Source organism: Actinophytocola sp. (assembly GCF_036555685.1).
Lineage (GTDB): Bacteria > Actinomycetota > Actinomycetes > Mycobacteriales > Pseudonocardiaceae > Actinophytocola.
Map to the genome: position 1 here is coordinate 51,157 of NZ_DATBKY010000047.1, position 23,606 is coordinate 74,762.

A 23,606-nucleotide genomic window follows, 5' to 3' on the forward strand; every position below is an offset into this window, starting at 1 on the left:
GCCCTCAGGCCTGGGTCGGCTGCGTGGTGGGCAGCGCGGCGAGCAGCGAGCGGGTGTAGTCGTGCTTCGGCTCGCGCAACACCTCGTCCACCGGGCCCACCTCGACCAGCTCGCCGCGGTACATCACGGCCACCCGGTCGGCGATGTTCCAGGCCAGGCCGAGGTCGTGCGTGATCACCAGCGCGGCCAGGTCCAGCTTGGCGCGCAACCGCAGCAGCAGCGCCAGGATCTCGCCGCGCACCGACGCGTCCAGCGACGCCACGGGCTCGTCGGCGACCAGGAGGTTCGGCTCCAGCGCGAGCGCCCCCGCGATCACCACGCGCTGCCGCTGGCCACCGGAGAGCTGGTGCGGCAGCAGCGGCATGAACTCCTCGGACGGGCGCAGCTCGGCGGCCTCCAGGGCGGCGGCGACGCGCTCCCGCTCGGTGCCGTTCTCACCGCCGGCCAGCCCGTGGATGCGCAGGCCCTCGGCGACCGACTCGTACACCGAGTGCCGCGGGTTCAGCGCGCTCGTCGGATCCTGCAGCACGAGCTGGACCTGCCGGCGGTATGCCCGCAGCGCGCGGCTGGTCGCCGGCACCGGCACGCCGTCGTAGACGACCCGGCCGCTCGTCGGCGGCTGCAGGCCCAGGATCGCGCGCGCCAGCGTGGTCTTGCCCGACCCAGACTGCCCCACCAGCGCGACGATCTCGCCGCGGCGCACTTCGAGGTCGACGCCCGCGACGGCGTGGGTGACCACCCGGCCGCGGCCGGTGAACGTCACCCGCAGGTCTTCGGTGCGCAGCAGCGGCTCGCCGTCCGTCGCCGCCGGCTCGGCCGCGGGCGGGTCGGGCAGGCCCAGCGGGCTGTTCGTCGCGGGCGCGTACCGGTACTCCGGGTCGCCGACCGTCGGGAACGCGGCGGCGAGCGCCTTCGTGTGCGGGTGCGTGGGCTCGGCGATGATCGACGCGGCCGCGCCCTCCTCCACGACCCGGCCCTCGTACATCACCGCGAGCCGCTGGCAGGTCGACGCGAGCACGGCCAGGTCGTGGGAGATCATGACGAGCCCGATGTCGCGCTGTGCCACCAGGTTCGTCATCAGGTCGAGCACCTGGGCCTGCACGATCACGTCGAGCGCGGTGGTCGGCTCGTCCGCGATGATCAGCCGCGGCTCGCAGGCAAGGGCCATCGCGATCATCACGCGCTGCTTCTGGCCGCCGGAGAGCTCGTGCGGGTAGGCGTCGCCCTTCGCCGCGGGCAGCTCGACCTGCGCGAGCAGCTCGGTGACCCGCTTGCGCAGCTCGCCCGCGGGCGGCTGGGTCTTGCTGTGCAGCACGATCGGCTCGGCGATCTGGTCGCGTACCCGCCGCACGGGGTTCAGCGCGTGCATCGCGCCCTGGAACACGATCGCCGCGCTCGTCCAGCGGACCGCGCGCAGCCGGCCCCACTTCATCCGCCGGACGTCCTCGCCGTCGAGCAGGATCTCGCCGCCGATCTCCGCCGACGTGGGCAGCAGCCGCAGCACCGACATCGCGAGCGTCGACTTGCCGCAGCCCGACTCCCCCGCGAGGCCCAGCGTCTCGCCCGCGTCGAGCGTCAGGTCGACGCCGCGCACGGCCTCTACCTCCCGCGTGCCGCTGCGGTAGCGGACGCTCAGGTCCCTCAGCTCCAGCAGCGCCGTCTTCTCGCCCACCCGCTCAGCCCTCCCGCAGCCGTGGGTTCAGGACGCTCTCGAGCGCCCGCCCGCACATCGTGAACGCCAGCACCACGATGCCGATCGCGATGCCCGGCGGCAGCAGGTACCACCAGGCGCCGGCGATGACCGCGCTGTCCAGCCACGCCGAGCGCAGCATGGTGCCCCACGACGGCCGCATCGGGTCCGGGTCGCCGAGGCCGAGGAACGACAGCGTCGACTCCGCCACGATCGCGCTGCCGACCGCGAGCGTGGTGTTCACGAACACCAGCGGCAGCACCGCGGGCAGCACGTGCTTGGTGATCACGTGCGCGTGCCCGCCGCCGAGCGCCTTGGACCGCTCGATGTACGGCCGCGCCTCGATCGTCAGCGTCTGCGCCCGGACCAGCCGCGCGCCCGACGCCCACGACGTGAGCCCGATCGCGAGGATGATCGTGCCGATGCCCTGCTGCAGGACGGTCGACAGCGCGATCGCCAGCACCAGGGACGGCAGCACGAGGAAGAAGTCGGTGATCCGCATGAGCGTGGCCGACACCCACCGGCCGTAGTGCGCGGCCAGGATCCCGATGACCGTGCCGATCGCGATCGACAACAGCGTGGCCACGAGCCCGACGGTCAGCGACATCCGCGAGCCCCACAGCGTGAGCAGCAGGACCGACCGGCCGGACCGGTCGGTGCCGAGCGGGAACTCCGCGCTCGGCGGCTCCATCGTGCCGCCGGTCGCCTTCGTGACGTCCAGGCCCTCCTGGTCGGTGATCACCGGCGCGAGCACCGCCAGCAGCACGATCACCACGAGCAGGCCGAGCCCGGCCAGGCCGGTGCGCTGCTTGGCGAACTCCCGCCAGCCGGCGGCGAACGCGGCGCCGCGGCGCCGCCACACCATGGCGCGGGCGCTCGTGCGGGTCCTGGGGGCGCTCACGCGGCACGCACCCTCGGGTCGAGGACGCGGTAGAGCACGTCCGCGATCACGTTCATGGCGATCACCGCGGCGGCCAGCACGATGAAGGTGCCCTGCAGCAGCGGCAGGTCGCGGTTGCTCAGCGCGTCGTAGGTGAGCAACCCCAGGCCCGGCCAGGAGAACACCGTCTCCACGGTGACCGCGCCGGCGATCACGAACCCGAGGTGCAGGAACACCAGGGTCACCGTCGGCAGCAGCGCGTTGGGCACCGCGTGCCGGCGGCGGACGAGGTCGTCGCGCAGGCCCTTCGCCCGCGCGGTGGTGAGGTAGTCAGCGTCCATCTCCTCGATGAGCGACGACCGCATGACGAGCTGGTACTGCGCGTAGATCACCGCGACGAGCGTGATCGTCGGCAGCACCATGTGGTGGGCGATGTCGACCGCCTGCGACAGGAAGTCCGGCGGCGTGTCGGAGTCGACCAGCCCGGCGGTCGGGAACAGCCCGCTCGACGCGGCGAGTAGCAGCATGCCCAGCCAGAAGGTCGGCGTGGACCACAGGGTCAGTGCCACCCCCGTGGCGACCCGGTCGAACCGGTTGCCCCGCCGCCACGCCGACCGCGTACCGAGCCACAGGCCCAGCGCCACCGCGATGAGCGTGGACACCCCGACGAGCAGCAGGGTCGGTCCCAGCCGCTCGCCGATCTTCTGCAGCACCGGCACCCGGTAGACGTAGGACTCGCCGAGGTCGCCGTGCAGCAGCCGCCCGACGTAGTCGAAGAACTGCTGGTACAGCGGGTCGTCGAGGCCGAGCTGACGCCGCAGCGCCGCCATCTGCTCCGGGGCGGCGGGCCGGCCGCGGAACATGGTCTGGATGACGTCTCCGGGCAGCACCCGGAACAGCAGGAACCCGAGCACGATCACCAGTGCCAGGCTGATCAGGCCGCCGCCGATCTTGGTCAGCACATAGCGGAGGGCTCCGCCACCACGGGTGGGTGGCGGAGCCTCCGCGAGTGCTTCCTCGGTCGGGATGAGGATGTCCGACACAGAGCCGCCTCTCCGGAATTCACGGTGTTGGTCACGTGCCAGCGAACGGTGCGGATGTCCGGTGATCGTGGCTGAGTACCGTCACGATCCCCGGAGATCGCGTTGGCCGGCGCGGAACGTCACACGATGATCCACGAGGCGGCCTTACTCGCGGTCTTCGGCGGTCTTGCGCCTGCCGCGGGCGAACAGCAGACCGCCGACGAGCAGGATCACGACGACGCCGCCGACGATGCCGAGGATGAGCCCGGTGTTGCCACCGGAGTCGGCCGCGGCTTCGGTGGTGTCCGCGTCGGAGGTGGTCATCATCCCGTTCTCGTCGAACGTCGGGACCGGACCCGCACCCTTGGGCGTGGCGCCGAGATAGCCCCAGTAGCCCTGCTGGTTCATGATCACGCCGTTGTCCGCGGGCTGCTTCGGGAAGCCCTCGAACGCGTCCTTGCGGTAGGCCTCGAGCGCGTTGTCGTAGCCCAGGATGACCAGAGTGGCCTGGTCGTAGAGCCGTGCCTGCATCTTCTTGACGATGTCGGCCCGCTTGGCCGGGTCGAACTCCTGCAGCTGATCGGCGTAGAGGTCGTCGTACTCCTTGTCGCACAGGAAGGAGTCCGGCGTGGCGCCCTGGCCCTGGGCGTTCGGGCGGTTGCCGCAGGTCTGCAGCGACAGCACGTAGTCCGGGTCCGGGTTGGCGTTCCAGCCGGAGAACGCGATGTCGAAGTCGCCGCGGGTGGTGTCCTCGTTGACCTGGTCGTCCGAGCGTGGCTGCAGGGCGACGTTGATGCCGATGTCCTTCAGCCAGCCCTTGATGAACGGGCCGCCGGTCTCGTCGAGGTTGGCCTCGGCGTGTGCGAGCAGCCGCAGGTTCAGCGGCTTGCCGGTCTTGTCGAGCCGGATGCCGTCGGCGCCCTTCTTGTAGCCGGCGTCGTCGAGCATCTGGTTGGCCTTGTCGATGTCGAACGACCGTTTCTCGTCGCCGGAGGGCTTCCAGGCGTAGTCGGCGAACACCGGCGGGATGTAGCCCTGTCCCTCCTCGCCGTAGCCACCCCACACCTTGTCGACCAGCGTCTTGGAGTCGATCGCGGTGGCGATGGCCTGGCGCAGCTTGACGTCCTTGAGCGCCGGGTTGCCGTTGCCGATCGCCTTGCCGTCGCTGGTCGCCGCCCCCGGGTTGATCACGATCTCGTTGAACCGGCGGTTCTGCGCGTTGTTCGTGACGATGTCCGGGTTGCCCTTGAGCGCGTCGAACTGGGTCGGGGTGAGGCGGTTGATCAGGTCGACCTGGCCGCTCTGCAGCGCCGTGACGGCCGCGTCGGCGTTGCGGTAGTAGATGAAGTGCACCTCGTCGACCTTCGGCGCGCCCCGCCAGTAGTTCTTGTTGGCCTTCATCTTGACGAACTGGGCCTCTTTGAACTCCGTGACGGTGTACGGCCCGCTGCCGACCATCGGGAACTGCGGCTCGGCGCCGATGTCGGACATCTTCGACCAGATGTGCTCCGGCACGATCGGGATGTCCAGCGCGAGCATCGTCGCCTGCGGCACCTTGGTCTTGATCACCAGGGTGTTGTCGTCGGTCGCCTCGACCGACTCCCACTGCTTGGTGTAGCTGCCGTTGGCCGTCGCCGCGGTCTCGTCGGTGAGCATCTTGTTGAAGGTGAACGCGGGATCCTTCGCGGTCACCGGCTCGCCGTCGGACCACTTCACGCCCTTGCGCATGTGGAACGTCCAGGTGAGCTTGTCGTCGGACGTCTCCCACGACTCCGCCAGGCTCTTCGTCGGCGTCTGGTCCTTCTGGCTGTAGACCGTGAGGTAGTCGAACGCCGTGCGCAGGATGTCGGTCCCCGTCCGGGTGATGCTGATGAACGGGTTGAGCGAGTCGATCTCCTGCGTCACGCCGATCTTGAGGATCTTGTGCTGCTGTACGCTCGCCGCGTGCGGGGCGGGTGCGGTCGACGCGCCGGCCGGAGCCGCCAGAGGCAGCGTGACCAGTGCGGACACGAGAAGTGTGATACCGAGCGCGGCACGCCTCGATCTCACGATGATCACCTCTTCCTGATAGTTGAGAGGAAGTAACCACCTATCACTTGAGAAAGTCAACAAGTGTCGGCGACGTGTACCAAGCCGTAACGTGGAGCGCGTGCGGATCATGATTTCAGCCGACATGGAAGGCGCGACGGGCGTCACGTGGACCGCGGACGTCGAGGTGGGTACCGAGCAGTGGCAGCGGTTCCGGAAGATGTTCACCGGCGACGTGAACGCCTGCGTCGCCGGGCTGTTCGCGGGCGGCGCGACAGACGTCCTGGTGAACGAGGCGCACTCGTCGCAGCGCAACATCCTGCTCGAGGACCTCGACACGCGGGCGCGCATGCTCACCGGCAGGCACAAGCCGCTGTCGATGATGCAGGGCATCGACTCCGGTGTGGACGGCGTGGTGTTCCTCGGCTACCACGCGGCCGCCGGCCTTGACGGTGTCCTCTCTCACACCTACCTGCCGAACCAGATCACCGGCGTGTGGCTCGACGGCGTGCGGGCCAGCGAGGGCCGGCTCAACTCGGCGCTCGCCGCCGAGCACGGCGTGCCCGTCCTGCTGGTCACCGGCGACGACCTGACCTGCGCGGACGCTCGCGAGTACGACCCGGAGGCGCAGGCCGTGGCGGTGAAGGAGTGCGTCAGCCGCTACGCCGCGATCTGCATCCCGCCCGCGGTCACCGCGACCATGATCACCGACGCCGCGCGGGTCGGCATGAAGCGGGCCGGACGTTTCGCGGGCTCCGCCGGCGGGCACCGGATCGAGGTCGAGTTCGACGCGGCTCACCTCGCCGCGGCCGCGGCCGTGGTGCCGACCGTCGAACTGCTGGACGTGCGCCGGGTCGGTTTCGATGCCGCGTCCATGACCGATGCGATGAAGGCGTTCAAGGTGGTCACCGCCATCGCGAGCGGGGCCGTGGAGGGCAGCTATGGCTGAGGCCGTCGAGGAACTGTGCGCGCAGCTGATCAGGTACGACACGACCAACCTCGGCAACGGCGACTCCATGGGCGAACGCGACGCGGCCGAGTACATCGCCGCGAACCTGTCCGCGGCGGGGGTCACGCCGACGCTGCTCGAGCGCTCGCCGCGGCGCAGCAACGTGCTCGCCCGCGTGCCCGGGTCTGACCCGGCGCTGCCTCCGCTGCTCGTGCACGCCCACCTCGACGTGGTTCCCGCCGACCCGGCTGAATGGACGGTGCCGCCCTTCGCCGGCGAGATCCGCGACGGCTACGTGTGGGGCCGCGGCGCGGTGGACATGAAGGACATGTGCGCCACCGTGCTGACCGTCGTGCACCGGTGGGCGGCCGAGGGGCGCGGGCCGCGGCGGGACCTCGTGCTCGCGTTCGTGGCCGACGAGGAGGACAAGGGCGAGTGGGGCGCGCACTGGCTCGTCGCGGAGCACCGCCGGCTGTTCGACGGCGTCGGCGCGGCGATCGGCGAGTCCGGCGGCTACACCGTGCGCGCGGCGTCGGCCGCGGGTGCGCAGGTCCGGCTCTACCCGGTGGCGACCGCCGAGCGCGGCACCTCGCACCTGAAGCTGACCGCGACCGGCCGGGCCGGGCACGGCTCGCGGCGCAACGACGACAACGCCGTGCGCAAGCTCGTCGCCGCCGTGCAGCGGCTGTCCGAACACCGGTGGCCGGTCGTGCTGACACCCGCCGTGCGCGCGTTCTTCGAGCGGGCGGGCGCGGCACTCGGCATCGCGGTGGACCTGTCCTCCGACGGGGCGGTCGACGACACGCTGCGCCGGTTCGGGTCGGCGGCGAAGATCGCGGAGAACACGGTGCGCAACAGCACCACGCCGACCGTGCTCGACGCCGGCTACAAGGTCAACGTCATCCCCGGCACGGCGTCCGCGCAGATCGACACCCGGGTGCTGCCCGGGACCCAGGACGACCTGCTCGCCGAGGTCGACCGGCTGATCGGGCCGGAGGTCACCCGCGAGCTGGTCACCGACCAGCCACCGGTGCAGGCGCCGGTCGACTCGCCGTGGTTCACGGCCATGGCGGACGCCCTGGCCGCCGAGGACCCCGGCGCGGTGGTCGTGCCGTTCTGCATGGGCGGCGGCACGGACGCGAAGGCCTTCGCCGGGCTGGGCATCGACTGCTACGGGTTCGCGCCGCTGTGGGTGCCCGAGGACTTCGACCACCGGCTTATGGCCCACGGCGTGGACGAGCGGGTGCCGGTCGAAGGCCTGCGCTTCGGCGCGAACGTGCTCGACCGGTTCCTCTCGACGGTCTAGCGGGTCCGGTAGTGGTACCGGGCGGCCTGGCGGAACCCGGCCCGGGCGTAGAACGCCCGCGCGCCCGGGTTGTCCTCGCGCACCTGCAGCCAGCAGTGCCGCACGCTCGCGCCCTCGAGCAGCCCCGCGCAGCAGCACCCTGCCGAGCCCGCGCCGCCGCGCGTCCGGCCGGACCGCCATGCAGTACAGCCCGCCCCATTCCCCGACGATCGCCACCCGCGCCACCGCGGCGACACCATCGTCGTCGAGCACGCTGCCGTACCGGGCCGGCCCGCTGGTCAGGATCCGCCGCGCCACTGCCCGCGCCGCCTCGTCACCCCGCCCGTCGATGGCCCACCACAGGTCCATCCACGCCTCGTCCGGCTCGTCGGCGACCAGCACCTCCCCTCGTGGCAACCCGCCCAGCAGGTCCGCCACCTGCGCCACCTCGACCGAGGTCGGCGAGCCGTAGGTGTAGCCGCGCGCGGCCAGCCGCGCGTCCAGGTCCGGCGGGTGGACGGTGGGGCCCAGCTGGAAGATCGCCGGCAGGCCGCGGCCGGCGTAGAGCCGCTCGACCTCGTCGATCGCCGCGCTGACGCGCGGTGGCTCCGCGAGCGGAGCCACCGAGTTCGCCCGCTGCGTCACCCCGCCCGACAGCCGCGCCACCCAGCCGTCGATGTCCACTTCGGACAACGCGGGCCAGCCGCGGCGCAGCAGCTCATCCCACACGGCCCGGCGGCAGCCCGGTCGGGTTGATCTCGGGCAGGATCCCGGCGCGCCAGAGGGCCGCCACCGAAGGCCGTAACGTCGCGATGACCTTCTCGACGCCGGCCTCCCCCAGCGTCGACAGCCCGCCGGTCCACGCCCGCTCGTCGGTGCGCTCCTCGATCGCGTCCAGGAACTCCCGGCCCCAGGCGGTCAGGGTGCCGTCGTAGTCCAGCATCCCGCGTGAGCGCAGCGCCTTGGCGGCCGCGTCCCAGTCGTCCACCGACCAGCCGCGCACGGACCGCATCAGCTCGGCGGGGAACTTGCCGGCGCCGACCTGCAGCACGAGGGCTTCGAGACCGGTCACGCCGTGCGAGAGAAGGGCCGCCACGTGCCCGTCGCCGCGGTGTTCGCGCAGCGTCGTCGCGAGCTGCCACATCGCGGCGACCGGATCCGCCGGCAAGGGAAGGGACGCGTTCGCCGCGTAGAGCGCCCGCCCGGTCGGGTCGGCCGAGTTGGCGACCGGCGCGAGGAGCGGGACCGCCTCGGCGCACGCGGCCTCGTCGACCCCGGCCGACCGCAGCGCCGCCACGGCCACCTCCGAGCGGGCGTCGAGGCAGGTGGCGGGCGTGGCACGCGACCACGCGTCCGGCAGGGCCTTGAACACCATGGACGGCTCGAACCCGGCGAACGTCGCGACCACGGCCGCCGCCCCGACCTGCCCGAGCGGTGCGGCGCGGAAGGCGAAGTAGGTCATCCAGAAGCCCCGCAGCCCGACCGCGATGCCGGCGTCACGCACGCCGGGCGCGAAGTAGACGACCCCGTGCAACGGTTCCAGCGCGGTCCACAACCGACGTGCGGGATGCATCGGCGGCTCCTTCCGTCTCCCTATGATCATGCGCCACCCAGCCCCGAAGCGGCACGACCGTGACGGATCTCAACCGATACGACGAATCACCCGGTGAGCGCCGGCCGTTTGAAGACCTGGTCGATGTGCCATGCGATATGTGCCGCCGCGGGCCGCGGCGTGCCGGGTCGCATCCGGAGCGGGCGGTGATGAAGGTCGTAGACGGTCTGCCCGGTGGACGTGCGGCTCGTGAAGCCCGCGGAGACGATGATCCGCAAGTCGTCACCGAGGCCCAGCACCCCATGGTCGAACAGCTTGTGGTGCAACGAGCACAGGGCCACGCCGTTGTCGAGCTCGTCCGGACCGCCGAAGCCGAACCAGCGCACGTGGGCAGCCTCCACGCCGACGGTGGCCGCGCCGAGCTGGCCGTCGAACCCGCAGAACGCGCACTGCCGGTCCCAGGCGGTCAGGATCGCGGCCGGCCATGATCCTCGCCGCCGCCGCGGAGGGATCGCGGTGCCGGGCGCGCCGAGAACGAGATCGGGATCGAGTCCGACCGCCGTCAGCACATCGGGGGCGATGGTCGGGGGAAACTCGGCTTCGACCAGCTGCCGCGCCGCGGCGCCGGCGATGTCCGGGTCTTTCAGGGCTTCTTCGAGTTCGGGTATCAGGCGGCCGACGACCTCGTGTTCGGTGAGCGGTCGGACGTTGTCGTTGGGTACTTCGTGGTCGAGCGTCCAGATTTCGTCCGAACGTAATCGGGTAAAGGGGTAAGCCGCGCTCTGAGTCCGCGATGTCGACGAGGGCGGGCCGAAGTCCCGGATCACGTCAGCGAGCTTGTCCGCGGTCGCAGACCAGGCGAGCGTGCTCGTCCCCTCGGCCGCGAGCCGGCCCAGCGCGAGAAGTACGAGCAGCCGCTTGTGCGGTGAGCGCCGGCCCTGCTGCTGGTGCTGCCGCAGCGACGCCAGCTGGGTCAGTACCTCGTCTCTGGACCACGGCTTTGTCGCCACGACATGGATCATGCCCGACCGCGGACGCGAGCCGCGGCATCGGCTCTAACATGTGGCCATGTCCGTCGCTCGCCTTGGCATGGTGTCGCTCGACTGCGCGGAAACCGTTCCGCTCGCCGAGTTCTGGGCAGGGTTGCTCGACGGAGCGGTGATCGGCGGCGACGAGCAGGTGTCCGTCGTGCGGGCCGGGGGCATGATGATCGCCATGATCCGGGTGCCCGGCTACCGGCAGCCGACCTGGCCCGGTGGGGACACGCCCAAGCACATCCACCTCGACCTCGCCGTCCGCGACCTCGACGAGGCGGAGGCCGAGGCGCTCCGGCTGGGCGCCACCAAGGCCGAACACCAGCCACAACCCGACCAGTGGCGCGTCTTCCACGACCCCGCCGGCCACCCCTTCTGCCTCACCGCGAACATCCCGTTCGAAACGGGCTGACCGCTCCAGACCCTCCGGCCGGGGGCTTCGGCGGGCCGGTTCGTGACTCTAGGATCATGCGCCACCGGTGGTGGGGCTACGTGGGTGAGGAGCGGCGCGGAATGGGTGCTCGGGGTTTCTTCTCTTCTTTCGAGAACACCGACCCCCCGCTGACCTGGATCGACGTCGTCGACATCGACGACGACGGCAGACCCCGCGTCGCCGGCGCCACGATGAGTACCCGCGAGGGCGGCGGCCCCGGCAAGCCGTACACGGGCAAGGCCGGCGTCGGCTTCACCGGCACCCGCGCCCTGCGCTACCAGGGCAGCCACGCCGCGCGCGGCCCCGCGAGCGTGGTCAACAAGCTCTTCCTCGTCGACATGCTCATCGCGCGCGACACGGAGCTCTCCTACGTGATCTTCCCCGAGCTCCTCGGCGACGACCTGCGCTACCCGAGCACCTTCGTCTGCCTCGACCTCGCCTTCGACGACGGCACGCGCCTGTCCGAGCTCGGCCTCGCCGATCAGCTCGGCTTCGCCTGGACCGCACGCGGCCAGGGCGAGTCCCGCGCGCTCGCACCCGGCCAGTGGAACCACCGGTCCGTCCGCATCGGCGGGGTCGCCGAGGGCAAGGTCGCGGTCAAGGTCCTGCTCGCCTACGACAACCCAGCCGGCCCCGCGGAGTTCGCCGGCTGGGTCGACGACATCTCGATCGTCGACCGCCCCAAGCCAGAGCAGCGCCGCCCGGCCGACTACGTGATCACCACCCGCGGCACGGACTCGGCCAAGGGGTACTCGCGCGGCAACACGTTCCCGGCGGCCGCCGTGCCGCACGGGTTCAACTTCTGGACACCGGTCACCGACGCCGGCACCAAGGACTGGCTCTACGCCTACCAGCGTCACAACAACGACCGGAACCTGCCCGCGATCCAGGCGTTGTCGGTAAGCCACCAGCCGAGCCCGTGGCTGGGCGACCGGCAGACGTTCCAGGTGCTGCCCTCCGCCACCGCCGGCAAGCCACGCGCCGGTCGCAAGGCACGCGGCCTGACCTTCCGGCACCGCAACGAGATCGCCCGCCCCCACCACTACGGCGTCCGGTTCACCAACGGCATCCGCGCGGACATCGCGCCCACCGACCACGCCGCACTGCTGCGCTTCACGTTCCCCGGCGAGGACGCCAACCTGATCTTCGACAACATCGGCCGGCAGGGCCGGCTCGTCCTGGATCCCGTCGGCGGCACCGTGTCCGGCTACACCGACGTCCGAAGTGGACTGTCCGCCGGCGCGACGCGGATGTTCTTCTACGCCACGTTCGACCGCCCGATCGCCGCCGGCGGCCACCTGTGGCGGTGGTTCTTCACCCGCAACGTCACCGGGTACCTGCGCTTCGAGCCCGACCCGGCCGGCCGGACCGTCGTGACGATGCGGGTCGCCACGTCGCTGATCAGCATCGCGCAGGCCAAGCGCAACCTGTGGCTGGAGATCTCCGACGCGGACACGTTCGAGACCGTCCGCGAGCGCGCGGCCCAGCTCTGGGACGAGCGCCTCGGCCGCATCGAGGTCGAGGGCGCCACCGAGGACCAGCTCACCACGCTCTACTCGAACCTCTACCGGCTGCACCTCTACCCCAACCGCCTGCACGAGAACACCGGCACCGACGAGCAGCCCGCGTACGCGTACGCGAGCCCGTTCATGAAGCCCGCCCGCAAGAACACGCCGACCCAGACCGGCGCCACGCTCGTGTCCGGCAAGGCCTACGCGAACAACGGGTTCTGGGACACCTACCGCACCGCGTGGCCCGCCCACGCGCTGCTCGACCCGGCCCACTGCGGCGAGCTCATCGACGGGTTCGTCCAGCAGTACAAGGACAGCGGGTGGATCGCGCGCTGGTCCTCCCCCGGCCACGCCGACCTCATGACCGGCACCAGCTCCGACGTCGCGTTCGCCGACGCGTACCTCAAGGGCGTGCGCGGCTTCGACGTCCAGGCCGCCTACGCCGCCGCCCTGCGCAACGCGACGGTCGCCCCGCCGGACAGCGCGGTGGGCCGCAAGGGACTCGAGCGGTCGATCTTCAGCGGGTACACCCCGACCTCCGTCGAGTACGGCCTGTCGTGGGCGCTCGAGGGCTGCATCAACGACTTCGGCATCGCCAACCTCGCCGCCATGCTCGGCGACAAGGACAACCACGAGTACTTCCTCGACCGGGCGGTGCAGTACGTCCACTCGTTCGACTTCAGCATCGGCTTCTTCCAGGGGCGCAAGGACAACGGCCGCTGGCGGCACACCGCGAACCAGTTCGACCCGCGTGCCTGGGGCGGGGACTACGTGGAGACCAACGCGTGGAACACCGCGTTCTCCGTGCCCCACGACGGCGCCGGTCTGGCCGGCCTGCACGGCGGCCGGCACGCGATGACCGCGAAGCTGGACGAGTTCTTCGCGACACCGGAGACCGGCCGGGCACGCGGGAAGTACTGGCGCGGCATCCACGAGATGGCCGAGGCACGCGACGTGCGGATGGGCCAGTACGGGCACAGCAACCAGCCCTCACACCACATCCCGTACATGTACGCCTACACCGGTGCGCTGTGGCGCACGCAGGAGAAGGTCCGCGACGTGCTCGCCCGCCTCTACGCCGGCAGCGAGATCGGCCAGGGCTACTACGGCGACGAGGACAACGGCGAGATGTCCGCGTGGTGGCTGTTCAGCGCGCTCGGTTTCTACCCGCTGCGGGTCGGCAGCCCCGAGTACGTCATCGGCTCGCCGCTGTTCCGCAAGGCCACGGTCAAGCTCGCGAGCGGCGGCGAGATCATCGTCAACGCGCCGAACAACAGCCCCGCCAACGTCTACGTCACGGGCTTGCGCGTCAACGGCGCCTCCTACGACAAGGCCTACCTGACACACGAGATGATCGCGAACGGTGCCGTGCTGGACTTCCAGATGGGCCCGTCGCCGAGCGGCTGGGGCTGCTCGCCGGAGGCGCTGCCGCCGTCGCTCACGCTGCCCGACACGTTGCCGCGGCCCATGCACGACATCACCGACGAGGGCTTCGGTGAGGGCAGCGGCGGGGTGAACGTGGCCCCGCTGTTCGACGACACGAGCCGCACCCAGGTCGTGTTCAACTCCCCCACCGCGTGGATCAGCTACCGGACCACGGTCGACCCGGTGACCGTGCGGTACTACACGCTGACCTCCGGCACGCGCAAGGACGATCCACGCAGCTGGACGCTGCGCGGATCGACGGACGGGACGAACTGGGTGGTGCTGGACGAGCGGGCGCGGGAGACATTCCCGTGGCGGCGCCAGACGCGCGCGTTCGCGGTGGCAAATCCCGGTCCGTACGTCCACTACCGGCTGGACATCACGGAGAACACCGGCACCCCGACCGTCTGCCTGGCCCAGCTCGAGCTACTCGCCCGGTGACAACGCCTTCCGCGACCGGAGGAACTCCGTCGTCTGCCGGTCGAAGCACAGCAGGATGCCCATGATCGGCAGCATCGCGAACCCTGTTGCCAGCGGGGCGGTGCTGAACGGCCGGGCGGCCAGGTAAGTACCCCATGGGGTCGTGCCGGTCATCGGCCAGTACACGGCGTGGAAGACGCAGAGCGCCAACTGGAGCACGCAGCCCACGACCAGTAGCCCGCGGTCCCTGCCACGCAGGATCTCAACGCCGCCCGCGATCAGGAAGCAGATACCGATCGCCTGCACCGCGAAGAGCGCGAGCGTGGACATGCCGGCACGGTGGGAGTCCGCCAGGGCCGCGGCCACCAGCAGGTCAGCGGTGGGAAGGGCGGTGACGCCGGCTTGGACGAAGGCGAGCACGGCCGCCGCGGACGCCTGCGTGGGGCGGTCGGGAGCGCTGTTGTCCTGTGGCGCCGGTGGTCTCATGGGCGCTCCTCGGCGGTCGCCACGCTAGCTCGAGCGGGCGCGGATGTATTCCTGGCTGGCCGCGCCGAGCAGGAAGACCACGCCCAGCAGCGGCATGATCAGCAGTACCAGCGGCACCAGCGCGAACGCACCCCGGATGAGCCAGTAGACACACAGGACCACCTGCAGGCCCATCGCCGTCAGGTACAGCCGCTCGCCGGTGCCGGACAGCACCCGCCGGCCGGCGACGATCAGCACGACGATGCCGGCGAGCTGGACGACGGCCGCGACCCAGCCTTCGGCGACCGTGCTCCCGATGTAGATCCCGGCCTGGCGTGCGGTCTCGACGCTGCCGAACGAGGCGATCGTGATCAACGCGGTCACCACGACGGCCGTGGCGAGCGCCGTGGCGGCGGCCTGGGCGAAGGCGAGCACGCCGGCCGCCGTCGTCACAGACGGACGGGCGACCGGGCCGGCCGGCTCCCCTGGATCCGTCGGCATGGTGCCGACGTCCGGTTCGCGGCCTGCCCGGTCATCCGCTTCAGTCATGTCCCCGACCGCCGGCCTCAGCGCCGGGACTGCAGGTACTGCGTGGTCTGCGCGTTGCGCGCGAGCACCAGGCTGATCGTCGGCATGATCGCGAAGAAGATCGCGAAGCCGATCAGCACGGCCTTCGCACCCTGGATGACGTCGATGCCGCCGGACGGGATCGCCGCGTAGAGGATGATGTAGAACAGGCAGAGCACCAGTTCCACCACGCAACCCGCGATCAGGATGTTGCGGCTCTTGCCGGCCATGATCTGCACGCCACCCATGATCAGCAGGGCGACGCCGACCGCCTGCACGAGGCCGATCAGCAACTGGAGGGCCATCATGCCGCCCTCCATGTTGGTGGCGCCGATGAACACGAGGATCGTGGTGATCGCCGTGATACCGGCCTGGACGTAGGCGAGCACCGCCGCCGCCGTCACGACACCCGGTCGTGCGATCGGCCCGCCGCTGTACTCCTGCGGAGCCTGCGGCATCCCGCCGTAGCCCTGCTGGTAGGCAGGGGCTTGCGGGGCCTGGGGGTACCCCCCGGTCCCCGGTTGCTGGAAGCCTCCGCTGCCCGGGTTGGGACCGCCGGGCTGCTGGAAACCGCCGCCCGGGGTGCCACCCTGTTGCTGGAAGCCGCCACCCGGGGTGCCGCCAGGCTGCTGGCCGTATGGCTGTGTCATGGAAACTCCTCGATGGTCCGCCGCAGCGGAACAGAAATCAGTGGCCCGAATACTGGCACAATCGTTCGCGACAACCCGGCGGTTTCACCCATAATCGTGGCGGTGTCGTCATCTGCGTGGCGAGCTGGTCACGCCGGGCGACCAGGGGCTCCTCCCGGCACCGCGTCGCCGGCCGCCGGCGCCTCCTGCTCGGGCTTGGGCTCGGGCGGCACGATGCTCGCCAGCTCGCCGCCGGTGTCGTTGACCCGCAGCACGAACGGCCGGGTCTCGGTGTACTGCACCACCGACACCGACGCGGGGTTCACCACGATCCGCTGGAACGAGTCCAGGTGCTGGCCGAGCGCGTCCGCGATGATCGCCTTCAGCACGTCGCCGTGGCTGCACAGCAACCACACCGCGCGCGGACCGTGCGCCGCGCTGATCCGCGCGTCGTGCGCCCGCACCGCCGCGACCGCCCGCGTCTGCACGTTCGCCAGGCCCTCGCCCTCCGGGAACACCGCGGCCGACGGGTGCTGCTGCACCACCGCCCACAGCTTCTCGTTGAACAGGGTCTTGAGCTCGCGTCCGGTCCACTGCCCGTAGTCCACTTCGGACAGCGAGTCCTCGGTGACCGGCGTGAGCCCGCGGGCCTGCGCGAGCGGGGTCACGGTCTGCTGGCAGCGCAGCAGCGGCGAGCAGACGATGTCCGCGAGCGGCACCTGCGCGAGCCGGTCCACGAGCGCGGCCGCTTGCTTGTGCCCGGTCTCGTCGAGCTCGACGCCCGGCGAGCGCCCGGCGAGCACGCCGGATCCGTTGGCGGTGGAACGGGCGTGCCGGAGCAGTACGACTGTGGCCACGCGACGACCCTACGTCGTGACGTGATGGATCATGGCTCGAGGACGCCGGCGGCAAGCATGCCGAACAGCGCCACCCCGAGGACGACCCGGTAGACCGCGAACCCGATGATGGTGTGCCGGGCCACGAACCGCAGCAGCCACGCGACCGAGGCGTACGCGACGACGAACGACACGATCGTGCCGACGACGAGTGGGCCGGCGCCGACGCCCGCGCCGAGCGCGTCCTTGAGCTCGTAGATGCCCGCACCGGTGAGCGCCGGGATCGACAGGAAGAAGGACAGCCGCGTCGCGGTGACCCGGTCCAGGCCCAGCAGCAGTGAGGTGGAGATCGTCGCGCCGGAGCGGGAGAAGCCGGGGAAGAGCATCGCGAGGATCTGCGAGGAGCCCACCAGCATCGAGTCGGTGAACGTGACCTCCGACTCGCCGCGCTTCTGCGTGCCGAGCTTCTCCGCGAGCCACATGACCGCGCTGCCGACGATAAGCGAGCCGGCCACGATCCACAGCGACGCGAGCGGACCCTTGATCAGGGCCTGGGCGAGGATGCCGACGATGACGATCGGGATGGTGGCGAAGATGATCCACCAGGCGAACTTGTAGTCGTGGTCCGCGCGCGCGGCCCTGTTCACCAGCCCGCGGCCCCAGGCGCGCAGCAACCGGACGATGTCGCCGAAGAAGTACACGAGCACGGCCGCGATCGCACCGACCTGGATCACCGCGGTGAACCCGACCACGGCCGGGTCGTCGACGGGGATGTCGAGGAACCCCTCCGCGATCTTGAGGTGCCCGGTCGAGGAGACCGGGAGGAACTCCGTCAGGCCCTCCACGACCCCGAGGATGACCGAGTCAAGGATGCTGATCGTGGTAGTCAAGAACCGTCCTCGCCGTCTTGCCGGCGAGCCGGGTCCTCACCCGGTCAATCGCCGACGCCCGCCTTGTCCAGAGCCTCGACCGCGACGCGCAGCGCCGCGACGCTCTGCTCGAGATCTTGCAGCACGGTCGAAACCGTCAGCGTGGTGACCCCCGACTCGGCGAGCGCCTGCATCTTCTCCGCGATGCGCTCACGCGGCCCGAGCAGCGACGTCGAGTCGAGGAAGCCCAGCGGCACCTTCGCCGCCGCGCCCGCGTAGTCCTTCGCGAGGTACAGGTTCTGGATCTCGGCGGCCTCCGCCTCGTAGCCCATCCGGCAGGCGAGGTTGTTGTAGAAGTTCTGCTCGCGGCTGCCCATGCCGCCGACGTACAGCGCCGCGTAGTGGCGCACCAGGTCCGCACTCGCCCGCCAGTCGTCGCCGACGACGAGCGGCGTGGTCGGCACGACGTCGAACCCGGCCATCGTCTTGCCGGCCTTCTCCCGGCCCTGCCGGATCAGCTCCAGCGACTCGCGCGCGTACTCCGGCGAGTAGAAGATCGCGAGCCAGCCGTCCGCGACCTCGCCGGTCAGCTGGAGGTTCTTGGGCCCGATGGACGCGAGGTAGATCGGGATCTGTTCGCGGACCGGGTGGACGATCAGCTTCAGCGGCTTGCCCGGGCCGTCGGGCAGCGGCAGCGTGAAGTGCTTGCCCTCGAACGTGACCCGCTCGCGGCGCAGCGCCTTCTTCACGATGTCGACGTACTCGCGGGTGCGCGCCAGCGGCTTGTCGAACTTGACCCCGTACCAGCCCTCCGAGACCTGCGGGCCGGACACGCCGAGGCCCATCCGGAACCGGCCGCCGGAGAGCGTGTCCAGGGTCGCGGCCGTCATCGCGGCCATCGTCGGCTGCCGCGCGGGGATCTGCAGGATCGCGCTGCCGACGTCGATCCGCTCGGTTTGCGCGGCCACCCACGCGAGCACGGTCGGCACGTCGGAGCCGTACGCCTCGGCGGCCCAGGCCACCGAGTACCCGAGCCGGTCCGCCTCCTTGGCCAGTTCGAGGTTGTTCGCGTCGTTGCCGGCACCCCAGTAGCCCAGGTTCAGTCCGAGTCGCATCCGCCGACCATACCGATAGCCGGCCCGTAGTTGGCCCGCTGCCAACTGTGATGTTCACCGGGGTGCCTGCCAGCGATAACGCGATCATCCGCATAGGCTTCCCCGGTGGAGCAGAGACACCTCGGGCGAAGCGGGCTACGGGTGTCCAGGATCGGCCTGGGCACGATGACCTGGGGCCACGACACCGACGCCGACGAGGCGGCCGACCAGCTCGTCGCGTTCGCCGACCTCGGCGGCACGCTCGTCGACACCGCGGACGTCTACAACGACGGCGAGGCCGAGCGGATCCTGGGCTCGCTGCTCGACGACCTCGTGCCGCGCCAGGAGGTCGTGCTCGCCACGAAGGCCGTGGCCCGCCGCGACGAGGGCCCGTTCGGCGGCGGCGCCTCCCGCGGCGCGCTGCTGACCGCGCTCGAGGGATCGCTGCGCAGGCTCGGCGTCGACCACATCGACCTCTGGCAGCTGCACGCCTGGGACACCGCGGTCCACATCGACGAGACGCTCTCGGCCGTCGACCACGCGGTGACGAGCGGCAAGGTCCGCTACGCCGGCGTGTCGAACTACTCGGGCTGGCAGCTCGCCACCGCCGCCCAGCTGCAGCGGACCAAGCCGCTCGCCCCGCCGATCGTCAGCACGATGATGGAGTACTCGCTGCTCGAGCGCGGCCTCGAGCGCGAGGTCGGACCGGCCGCGGCACACCACGGCATCGGGCTGCTGGCGTGGGCGCCGCTCGGCCGCGGCGTGCTCACCGGCAAGTACCGCGCCGCGACACCGGCCGACTCGCGCGGCGCCTCCCCCCACTTCGCCGCCTACGTCGACCACCACCGCACCGAGCGAGCCGCGCGCATCGTGCAGGCCGTCGTCACCGCTGCCGACGGGCTCGCCACCTCTCCCCTGTCGGTCGCGCTCGCGTGGGTGCGCGACCGGCCCGGCGTGGCGTCCGCGGTCGTCGGCGCGCGCGACACCGGCCAGCTGCTCGGCTCGCTCGTTTCCGAGGAGCTGACGCTGCCGGCCGCGATCCGCGCCGCGCTGGACGACGTGAGCGACATCGAGCTCGGCTACCCGGAGGCCCGCCTCAGCTGACCGGCGATTCTGACCGGGAGTGACCACATCCGGGGCCAGACACCCGAAACAGGGGTTAGCGTCGCGGCCGGGATTGGAGCATGCTGGAGGGAACGTCCCGCCGGTGTGACGCAGGGTGTTCGTCACGTCGTGCGACACACCGTTCGGGGCCGGTGAATGTGTCGGAGGTCGATGTTGCGTCGCATGGTTGCCGTGGTGCTCGCGAGCTGCGCCGCGGTGAGTGCCGCTTGCTCTTCCGGCGAGCCCAGCGACGAGTTGATGGTGTCGGACGACCCCGTCGCGGCAACCGCGGCGCGGTCGCCGGCGGCTACGGCCGAACCGGCGGGAACCGTCCATGCCCTGTCCGGCAAGCCGACCGCCATGATCGTCGACGCCGGCACGAGGCTGCTCGCCGTCGCGGTCGACAAGCCGCCGGCCGTCCTGCTGTACAAGATCGGGGATTCGGGTGAGCTCGCCGCGCCCACCAAGGTCGCGCTGCCCGGCCCCGCCGACACGCTGACTCTCGCCCGCCCGGGCGGACCGCTGCTGGCCGCGGCTGGCTCGTCGGGCGAGCTCGTCCGGATCACGCTGCCCGGCGGGGCGACCGAGCCGGCGCCGATCCGTGGAGAGCCGGTCAGCGCCGCCGGCTACGGCGACCGCACGCTCGTCGCGGTGCGCGACCGCAAGGCCGTGGCCGTGCTCGGTGGCGACAGGATCTACCGGATGATCAGCGGCGGTCTCTACAGCGCCGACCAGGTGCTCGCGACCGGCGAGCACGCCGTCGTGTTCGACCGGCTGCGCAACGCGCTGTTCGAGCTCGACGTCCGCGCCGGCACGGTCGACGAGGGCCTGCGGGCCGGCGACGGCGCGACGAACGCCGTCACCGACCGGTTCGGTCGCGTGCTCGTCACGGACACCCGCGGTGGAGCGCTGCTGGCGTTCTCACTCGACCCGCTGCTGATGCGCCAGCGCTACCCGGTCGCCGGCGCGCCCTATGCCCTCGCCTACGACCCGAAGCGCGACCTCGCGTGGGTGACGCTCACCGCGACCAACGAGGTCGTCGGTTTCGACGTCGCCGGCGGGCAGCCGGAGGAGAAGTACCGGTTCCCGACCGTGGAGCAGCCGAACAACGTTGCCGTGGACCCGATCAGCGGGCGCGTCGTCGTCGCGTCCGCTACTGGAAAGGGAATTCAGGTGATTGCCGTATGAGTGCAGACGGGGTGATCGACGGGGACTGGGAGTACCGGCCGTTGCGCCTGCCCCCCGGGGTGTCGCGACGCGCAGCGGCCACACAGCTGTCCATCCACGCGGAGTTCGCCGGCTGGGAGCTGTCCAACGTGCGCTTGTACTCGGACGGGAGCCGGCGGGTGCTGCTGAAGCGGCGCCGCTCCGTCGGCCTCCTGCCCGGTCTCAGCCTCTAGCTAGTCCCCTATTTCAGATTCGTACCGACGTCCTGCCACACCGCGTGGGCGCCGGCATCTCCCACGCGGTAGATGTGGACGCCGGTGCCGATCGAGAGGGCGACCGTGGCGAGCATGGCCACGACCAGGCCCACCGTGAGGCCGGTCAAGCGCTTCGTCGTGGTCGCGGTCGCCACCGAGCCGCCACCGTCGATGTCGGGTTCCGTGGTCGCCTGCCGCTCGGTCACCTCGTGCAGGATCATCAGCGCGATCACCGCGACAGTCATGCCGAGCGCCCACCAGAGCATCATGTCCGCGAGCGCCTCGTGCTTGTCGATGAGGGGGTTGCCGCCCCCGAGCCCCTCCTTCAGGTCGTCCCCGCTCGACGTGGTGATCGGCACCAGCACGGTGGAGACGACCGCGGCCGCGACGGTGAGCCAGCCGAACCGCCTGCGTACCGCCGGCCACACGGCCGTGAGCAGCGACCCGACCGCGGCGACGGGCAGCAGCACGACCGTGAAGTGCACGATGAGGGCGTGGAACGGAAGTCCACCGATGGTTTCGGGCAGCACGATTCCTCCGTTAGGTCCGCAACGTCGGACTGACTCTGGTGCATGAGAGTTACAGAGGGTACGCGAAACGCAAGTAAAAATTTCAACTATCCGACTTTCGTCGGGTCTCCGCCGGCGGTCGCGGAGTCAGTCGCGGAGCCGGTTCCGGGTTCAGCAGTTCCGGAGGAACCGGTCCAGCACCCGGGTCCCGAACCGCACCGCCTCGACCGGCACGCGCTCGTCGACGCCGTGGAAGAGCGCGCTGAAGTCGAGGTCGGGTGGCAGGCGCAGCGGCGAGAAGCCGAAGCAGCGGATGCCCAGGTCCTGGAAGGCCTTGGCGTCGGTGCCGCCGGAGAGCATGTACGGGATCGTGTGCGCGCCGGGGTCCTCCGCGACGACCGCCGTGGTCATGGCGTCGACGAGATCGCCGTCGAACGTCGTCTCCACGGCCGGCAGGTGCGTGACCCACTCGCGCTCGACGTCGGGGCCGAGGATCTCGTCGAGCTCGCGCTCGAACGCGGCCTCGCGGCCCGGGAGCACCCGGCAGTCGACGACCGCCTCGGCGACCGAGGGGATGACGTTGGCCTTGTAGCCGGCGGTCAGCATCGTCGGGTTCGCCGTGTCACGCAGGGTCGCGCCGATCGCCCGCGCGAAGGACCCCAGCTTCGCGACGGAGCCCGCGAGGTCGTCCTTGTCGAACTCGGCGCCCGTCAGCGCGGCGATCGAGTTGAGGAAGGCCCGCACCGAGTCGGTGACGACGATCGGGAACTGGTGCTCCCCCAGCCTGCCCACCGCGGCGGACAGCTTCGTGACGGCGTTGTCGTCGTGGAGCATCGACCCGTGGCCGGCGGTCCCGCGCACCCGCAACCGCATCCACGCGATCCCCTTCTCGGCGATCTCGATCGTGTACGCGCGCAGGTCGTCGCCGAGGGTGATCGAGAACCCGCCCACCTCGCCGACGGCCTCGGTGACCCCGTCGAACAGATCGGCCCGGTTCTTGACGAGCCACTGCGACCCGAACGCCCCGCCGGCCTCCTCGTCAGCCAAGAACGCAAAGACCAGATCCCGAGGCGGCACGATCCCATCCCGCCGAAACCGCCGAGCGACGGCCAACATCATGCCGACCATGTCCTTCATGTCGACGGCGCCGCGCCCCCAGATGTACCCGTCCTGGATGGCGCCCGAGAACGGATGCACGGACCACTCGGTCGGGTCCGCCGGCACCACGTCGAGGTGCCCATGAACCAGCAGCGCGCTCCGGCTCGGATCCGCCCCCTCGATCCGGACGAAGACATTCGATCGCCCCGGACCCCCCGAGTCGAGCCGAGTGACCTCGTAGCCCACCTCCTCGAGCTGCCCCGCGACGTAGTCGGCAGCGGCCCGCTCCCCCACAGTGGTCTCCGGCTCGCCGGTGTTGGAGGTGTCGATCCGAATGAGCTCGCTCGTGATGGAAACGGCCTCGTCCTGGGCCTGCGCGCTGGTGTCACGGGGTTGGGTCACGGCCCCTTCCTACCATCGCCGAGCCCGGTTGGGCGCCGCCCCACCCGTCCGATACGCTATGCCCCACACCTGGTCCGAGTGGCGGAATGGCAGACGCGCTAGCTTGAGGTGCTAGTGCCCGACAAGGGCGTGGGGGTTCAAGTCCCCCCTCGGACACACTCGTTAGCTACACGCAAAGTCGTTGAGACGTGGACGCGTTGCGCGTCCGGTGTGTAGCGCAGTTCCAGTCCAATCGCGTCGTACAGCTTGTTGAGGCGTTCGGGCTGTGCGCTCGACAGGCTGGTGCCCAGTTCGCCGATCATGTCGATGCGCGCGTAGATCTCCTCGGCCGTCACTTGACTCGGCTCGGGCAGGTTTTCCAGTTCGGCTTTCGCCGCAGCTCC

At 70.8% G+C, this 23,606-nt stretch carries 21 protein-coding genes, 1 tRNA gene and 2 pseudogenes; 8 read left to right on the forward strand and 16 right to left on the reverse strand.

The window, feature by feature from the left end:
- Positions 1-4: 4 nt before the first annotated feature.
- From VH969_RS05310 to VH969_RS05325, 4 genes are all read right to left on the reverse strand, one after another.
- A complete protein-coding gene (locus VH969_RS05310) occupies positions 5-1,672 on the reverse strand; it encodes a dipeptide ABC transporter ATP-binding protein (RefSeq protein ID WP_331971235.1) in 1,668 nt (555 codons plus the stop codon).
- Positions 1,673-1,676: 4 nt separating this feature from the next.
- Complete coding sequence (locus VH969_RS05315; protein ID WP_331971296.1) at positions 1,677-2,555, reverse strand: ABC transporter permease; 879 nt, start codon at positions 2,553-2,555, stop codon at positions 1,677-1,679.
- 32 nt (positions 2,556-2,587) lie between these two features.
- Positions 2,588-3,613: an ABC transporter permease gene (locus VH969_RS05320; protein WP_414638428.1), complete on the reverse strand. Its 1,026-nt coding sequence runs from the start codon at positions 3,611-3,613 to the stop codon at positions 2,588-2,590.
- Positions 3,614-3,757: 144 nt separating this feature from the next.
- A complete protein-coding gene (locus tag VH969_RS05325) occupies positions 3,758-5,641 on the reverse strand; it encodes an ABC transporter substrate-binding protein (RefSeq protein ID WP_331971238.1) in 1,884 nt (627 codons plus the stop codon).
- 100 nt (positions 5,642-5,741) lie between these two features.
- Here VH969_RS05325 and VH969_RS05330 point away from each other — a divergent pair, with 100 nt between their 5' ends.
- Both VH969_RS05330 and VH969_RS05335 read left to right on the forward strand, forming a co-directional pair.
- Positions 5,742-6,569: a M55 family metallopeptidase gene (locus VH969_RS05330; protein ID WP_331971241.1), complete on the forward strand. Its 828-nt coding sequence runs from the start codon at positions 5,742-5,744 to the stop codon at positions 6,567-6,569.
- Positions 6,562-7,875, forward strand: coding sequence for a M20/M25/M40 family metallo-hydrolase (locus tag VH969_RS05335; protein WP_331971244.1), 1,314 nt, complete (start codon positions 6,562-6,564; stop codon positions 7,873-7,875). The genes VH969_RS05330 and VH969_RS05335 overlap by 8 nt, the downstream gene beginning before the upstream one ends.
- A 171-nt stretch (positions 7,876-8,046) precedes the next feature.
- On the opposite strand, the pseudogene VH969_RS34630 reads toward VH969_RS05335, so the two are convergent.
- From VH969_RS34630 to VH969_RS05350, 3 genes and pseudogenes are all read right to left on the reverse strand, one after another.
- Positions 8,047-8,583 (reverse strand): annotated as a pseudogene (locus VH969_RS34630) (GNAT family N-acetyltransferase, cg3035/Rv0428c family); the annotation flags it as partial.
- Positions 8,573-9,427, reverse strand: a complete 855-nt coding sequence (locus VH969_RS05345; RefSeq protein ID WP_331971248.1) for an SCO6745 family protein — start codon at positions 9,425-9,427, stop codon at positions 8,573-8,575. The gene VH969_RS05345 and the pseudogene VH969_RS34630, both read right to left, overlap by 11 nt.
- 86 nt (positions 9,428-9,513) lie before the next feature.
- Entirely contained in the window at positions 9,514-10,428 is a 915-nt protein-coding gene (locus tag VH969_RS05350; RefSeq protein WP_349257577.1) for a phosphorothioated DNA-binding restriction endonuclease, read from the reverse strand.
- Positions 10,429-10,474: 46 nt separating this feature from the next.
- Between VH969_RS05350 and VH969_RS05355 the strand changes: the two genes are divergently transcribed.
- A complete protein-coding gene (locus tag VH969_RS05355; RefSeq protein WP_331971252.1) occupies positions 10,475-10,852 on the forward strand; it encodes a VOC family protein in 378 nt (125 codons plus the stop codon).
- Between the two features lie 101 nt (positions 10,853-10,953).
- Entirely contained in the window at positions 10,954-14,250 is a 3,297-nt protein-coding gene (locus VH969_RS05360; RefSeq protein ID WP_331971255.1) for a GH92 family glycosyl hydrolase, read from the forward strand.
- On the opposite strand, the gene VH969_RS05365 is transcribed toward VH969_RS05360, so the two are convergent.
- The 6 genes from VH969_RS05365 to VH969_RS05390 form a co-directional block, all read right to left on the reverse strand.
- Entirely contained in the window at positions 14,236-14,715 is a 480-nt protein-coding gene (locus VH969_RS05365; protein WP_331971258.1) for a hypothetical protein, read from the reverse strand. The two genes, VH969_RS05360 and VH969_RS05365, sit on opposite strands and share 15 nt — an antisense overlap.
- Positions 14,716-14,739: 24 nt before the next feature.
- The gene (locus VH969_RS05370; RefSeq protein WP_331971261.1) at positions 14,740-15,243 is read right to left on the reverse strand and encodes a hypothetical protein; all 504 of its coding nucleotides are present in this window, start codon (positions 15,241-15,243) and stop codon (positions 14,740-14,742) included.
- A 17-nt stretch (positions 15,244-15,260) separates the two neighbouring features.
- Positions 15,261-15,911, reverse strand: a complete 651-nt coding sequence (locus tag VH969_RS05375; protein WP_331971264.1) for a hypothetical protein — start codon at positions 15,909-15,911, stop codon at positions 15,261-15,263.
- 128 nt (positions 15,912-16,039) lie between these two features.
- Entirely contained in the window at positions 16,040-16,747 is a 708-nt protein-coding gene (locus tag VH969_RS05380; protein ID WP_331971266.1) for a histidine phosphatase family protein, read from the reverse strand.
- Positions 16,748-16,776: 29 nt separating this feature from the next.
- Positions 16,777-17,616 (reverse strand): undecaprenyl-diphosphate phosphatase, encoded by an 840-nt coding sequence (locus VH969_RS05385; protein ID WP_331971269.1) that lies wholly within the window; start codon positions 17,614-17,616, stop codon positions 16,777-16,779.
- 44 nt (positions 17,617-17,660) lie between these two features.
- Complete coding sequence (locus VH969_RS05390) at positions 17,661-18,710, reverse strand: LLM class F420-dependent oxidoreductase (RefSeq protein ID WP_331971271.1); 1,050 nt, start codon at positions 18,708-18,710, stop codon at positions 17,661-17,663.
- Positions 18,711-18,815: 105 nt separating this feature from the next.
- Between VH969_RS05390 and VH969_RS05395 the strand changes: the two genes are divergently transcribed.
- The 3 genes from VH969_RS05395 (at position 18,816) to VH969_RS05405 (ending at position 21,193) form a co-directional block, all read left to right on the forward strand.
- Entirely contained in the window at positions 18,816-19,793 is a 978-nt protein-coding gene (locus VH969_RS05395) for an aldo/keto reductase (RefSeq protein ID WP_331971274.1), read from the forward strand.
- A gap of 183 nt (positions 19,794-19,976) precedes the next feature.
- Positions 19,977-20,981: a YncE family protein gene (locus tag VH969_RS05400; protein WP_331971277.1), complete on the forward strand. Its 1,005-nt coding sequence runs from the start codon at positions 19,977-19,979 to the stop codon at positions 20,979-20,981.
- The gene (locus tag VH969_RS05405) at positions 20,978-21,193 is read left to right on the forward strand and encodes a DUF5703 family protein (protein ID WP_331971280.1); all 216 of its coding nucleotides are present in this window, start codon (positions 20,978-20,980) and stop codon (positions 21,191-21,193) included. The genes VH969_RS05400 and VH969_RS05405 overlap by 4 nt, the downstream gene beginning before the upstream one ends.
- 8 nt (positions 21,194-21,201) lie before the next feature.
- On the opposite strand, the gene VH969_RS05410 is transcribed toward VH969_RS05405, so the two are convergent.
- Entirely contained in the window at positions 21,202-21,744 is a 543-nt protein-coding gene (locus VH969_RS05410; protein ID WP_331971283.1) for a DUF2231 domain-containing protein, read from the reverse strand.
- A gap of 150 nt (positions 21,745-21,894) precedes the next feature.
- Complete coding sequence (locus VH969_RS05415) at positions 21,895-23,223, reverse strand: M20/M25/M40 family metallo-hydrolase (protein ID WP_331971286.1); 1,329 nt, start codon at positions 23,221-23,223, stop codon at positions 21,895-21,897.
- 72 nt (positions 23,224-23,295) lie between these two features.
- Here VH969_RS05415 and VH969_RS05420 point away from each other — a divergent pair.
- Positions 23,296-23,379 (forward strand) — tRNA-Leu (locus tag VH969_RS05420).
- On the opposite strand, the pseudogene VH969_RS05425 reads toward VH969_RS05420, so the two are convergent.
- A pseudogene (locus VH969_RS05425) lies at positions 23,361-23,606 on the reverse strand (recombinase family protein); the annotation flags it as partial. The gene VH969_RS05420 and the pseudogene VH969_RS05425 sit on opposite strands and share 19 nt — an antisense overlap.

What these genes read in the sequence shown, in the direction of transcription:
- VH969_RS05315 (WP_331971296.1), bottom strand. Translation starts at nt 2,555, where the DNA reads ATGGTGTGGCGGCGCCGCGGCGCCGCGTTCGCCGCCGGCTGGCGGGAG.
- VH969_RS05335 (WP_331971244.1), top strand. Translation starts at nt 6,562, where the DNA reads ATGGCTGAGGCCGTCGAGGAACTGTGCGCGCAGCTGATCAGGTACGAC.
- VH969_RS05345 (WP_331971248.1), bottom strand. Translation starts at nt 9,427, where the DNA reads ATGCATCCCGCACGTCGGTTGTGGACCGCGCTGGAACCGTTGCACGGG.
- VH969_RS05350 (WP_349257577.1), bottom strand. Translation starts at nt 10,428, where the DNA reads ATGATCCATGTCGTGGCGACAAAGCCGTGGTCCAGAGACGAGGTACTG.
- VH969_RS05355 (WP_331971252.1), top strand. Translation starts at nt 10,475, where the DNA reads ATGTCCGTCGCTCGCCTTGGCATGGTGTCGCTCGACTGCGCGGAAACC.
- VH969_RS05360 (WP_331971255.1), top strand. Translation starts at nt 10,954, where the DNA reads ATGGGTGCTCGGGGTTTCTTCTCTTCTTTCGAGAACACCGACCCCCCG.
- VH969_RS05365 (WP_331971258.1), bottom strand. Translation starts at nt 14,715, where the DNA reads ATGAGACCACCGGCGCCACAGGACAACAGCGCTCCCGACCGCCCCACG.
- VH969_RS05370 (WP_331971261.1), bottom strand. Translation starts at nt 15,243, where the DNA reads ATGACTGAAGCGGATGACCGGGCAGGCCGCGAACCGGACGTCGGCACC.
- VH969_RS05375 (WP_331971264.1), bottom strand. Translation starts at nt 15,911, where the DNA reads ATGACACAGCCATACGGCCAGCAGCCTGGCGGCACCCCGGGTGGCGGC.
- VH969_RS05390 (WP_331971271.1), bottom strand. Translation starts at nt 18,710, where the DNA reads ATGCGACTCGGACTGAACCTGGGCTACTGGGGTGCCGGCAACGACGCG.
- VH969_RS05400 (WP_331971277.1), top strand. Translation starts at nt 19,977, where the DNA reads ATGGTTGCCGTGGTGCTCGCGAGCTGCGCCGCGGTGAGTGCCGCTTGC.
- VH969_RS05405 (WP_331971280.1), top strand. Translation starts at nt 20,978, where the DNA reads ATGAGTGCAGACGGGGTGATCGACGGGGACTGGGAGTACCGGCCGTTG.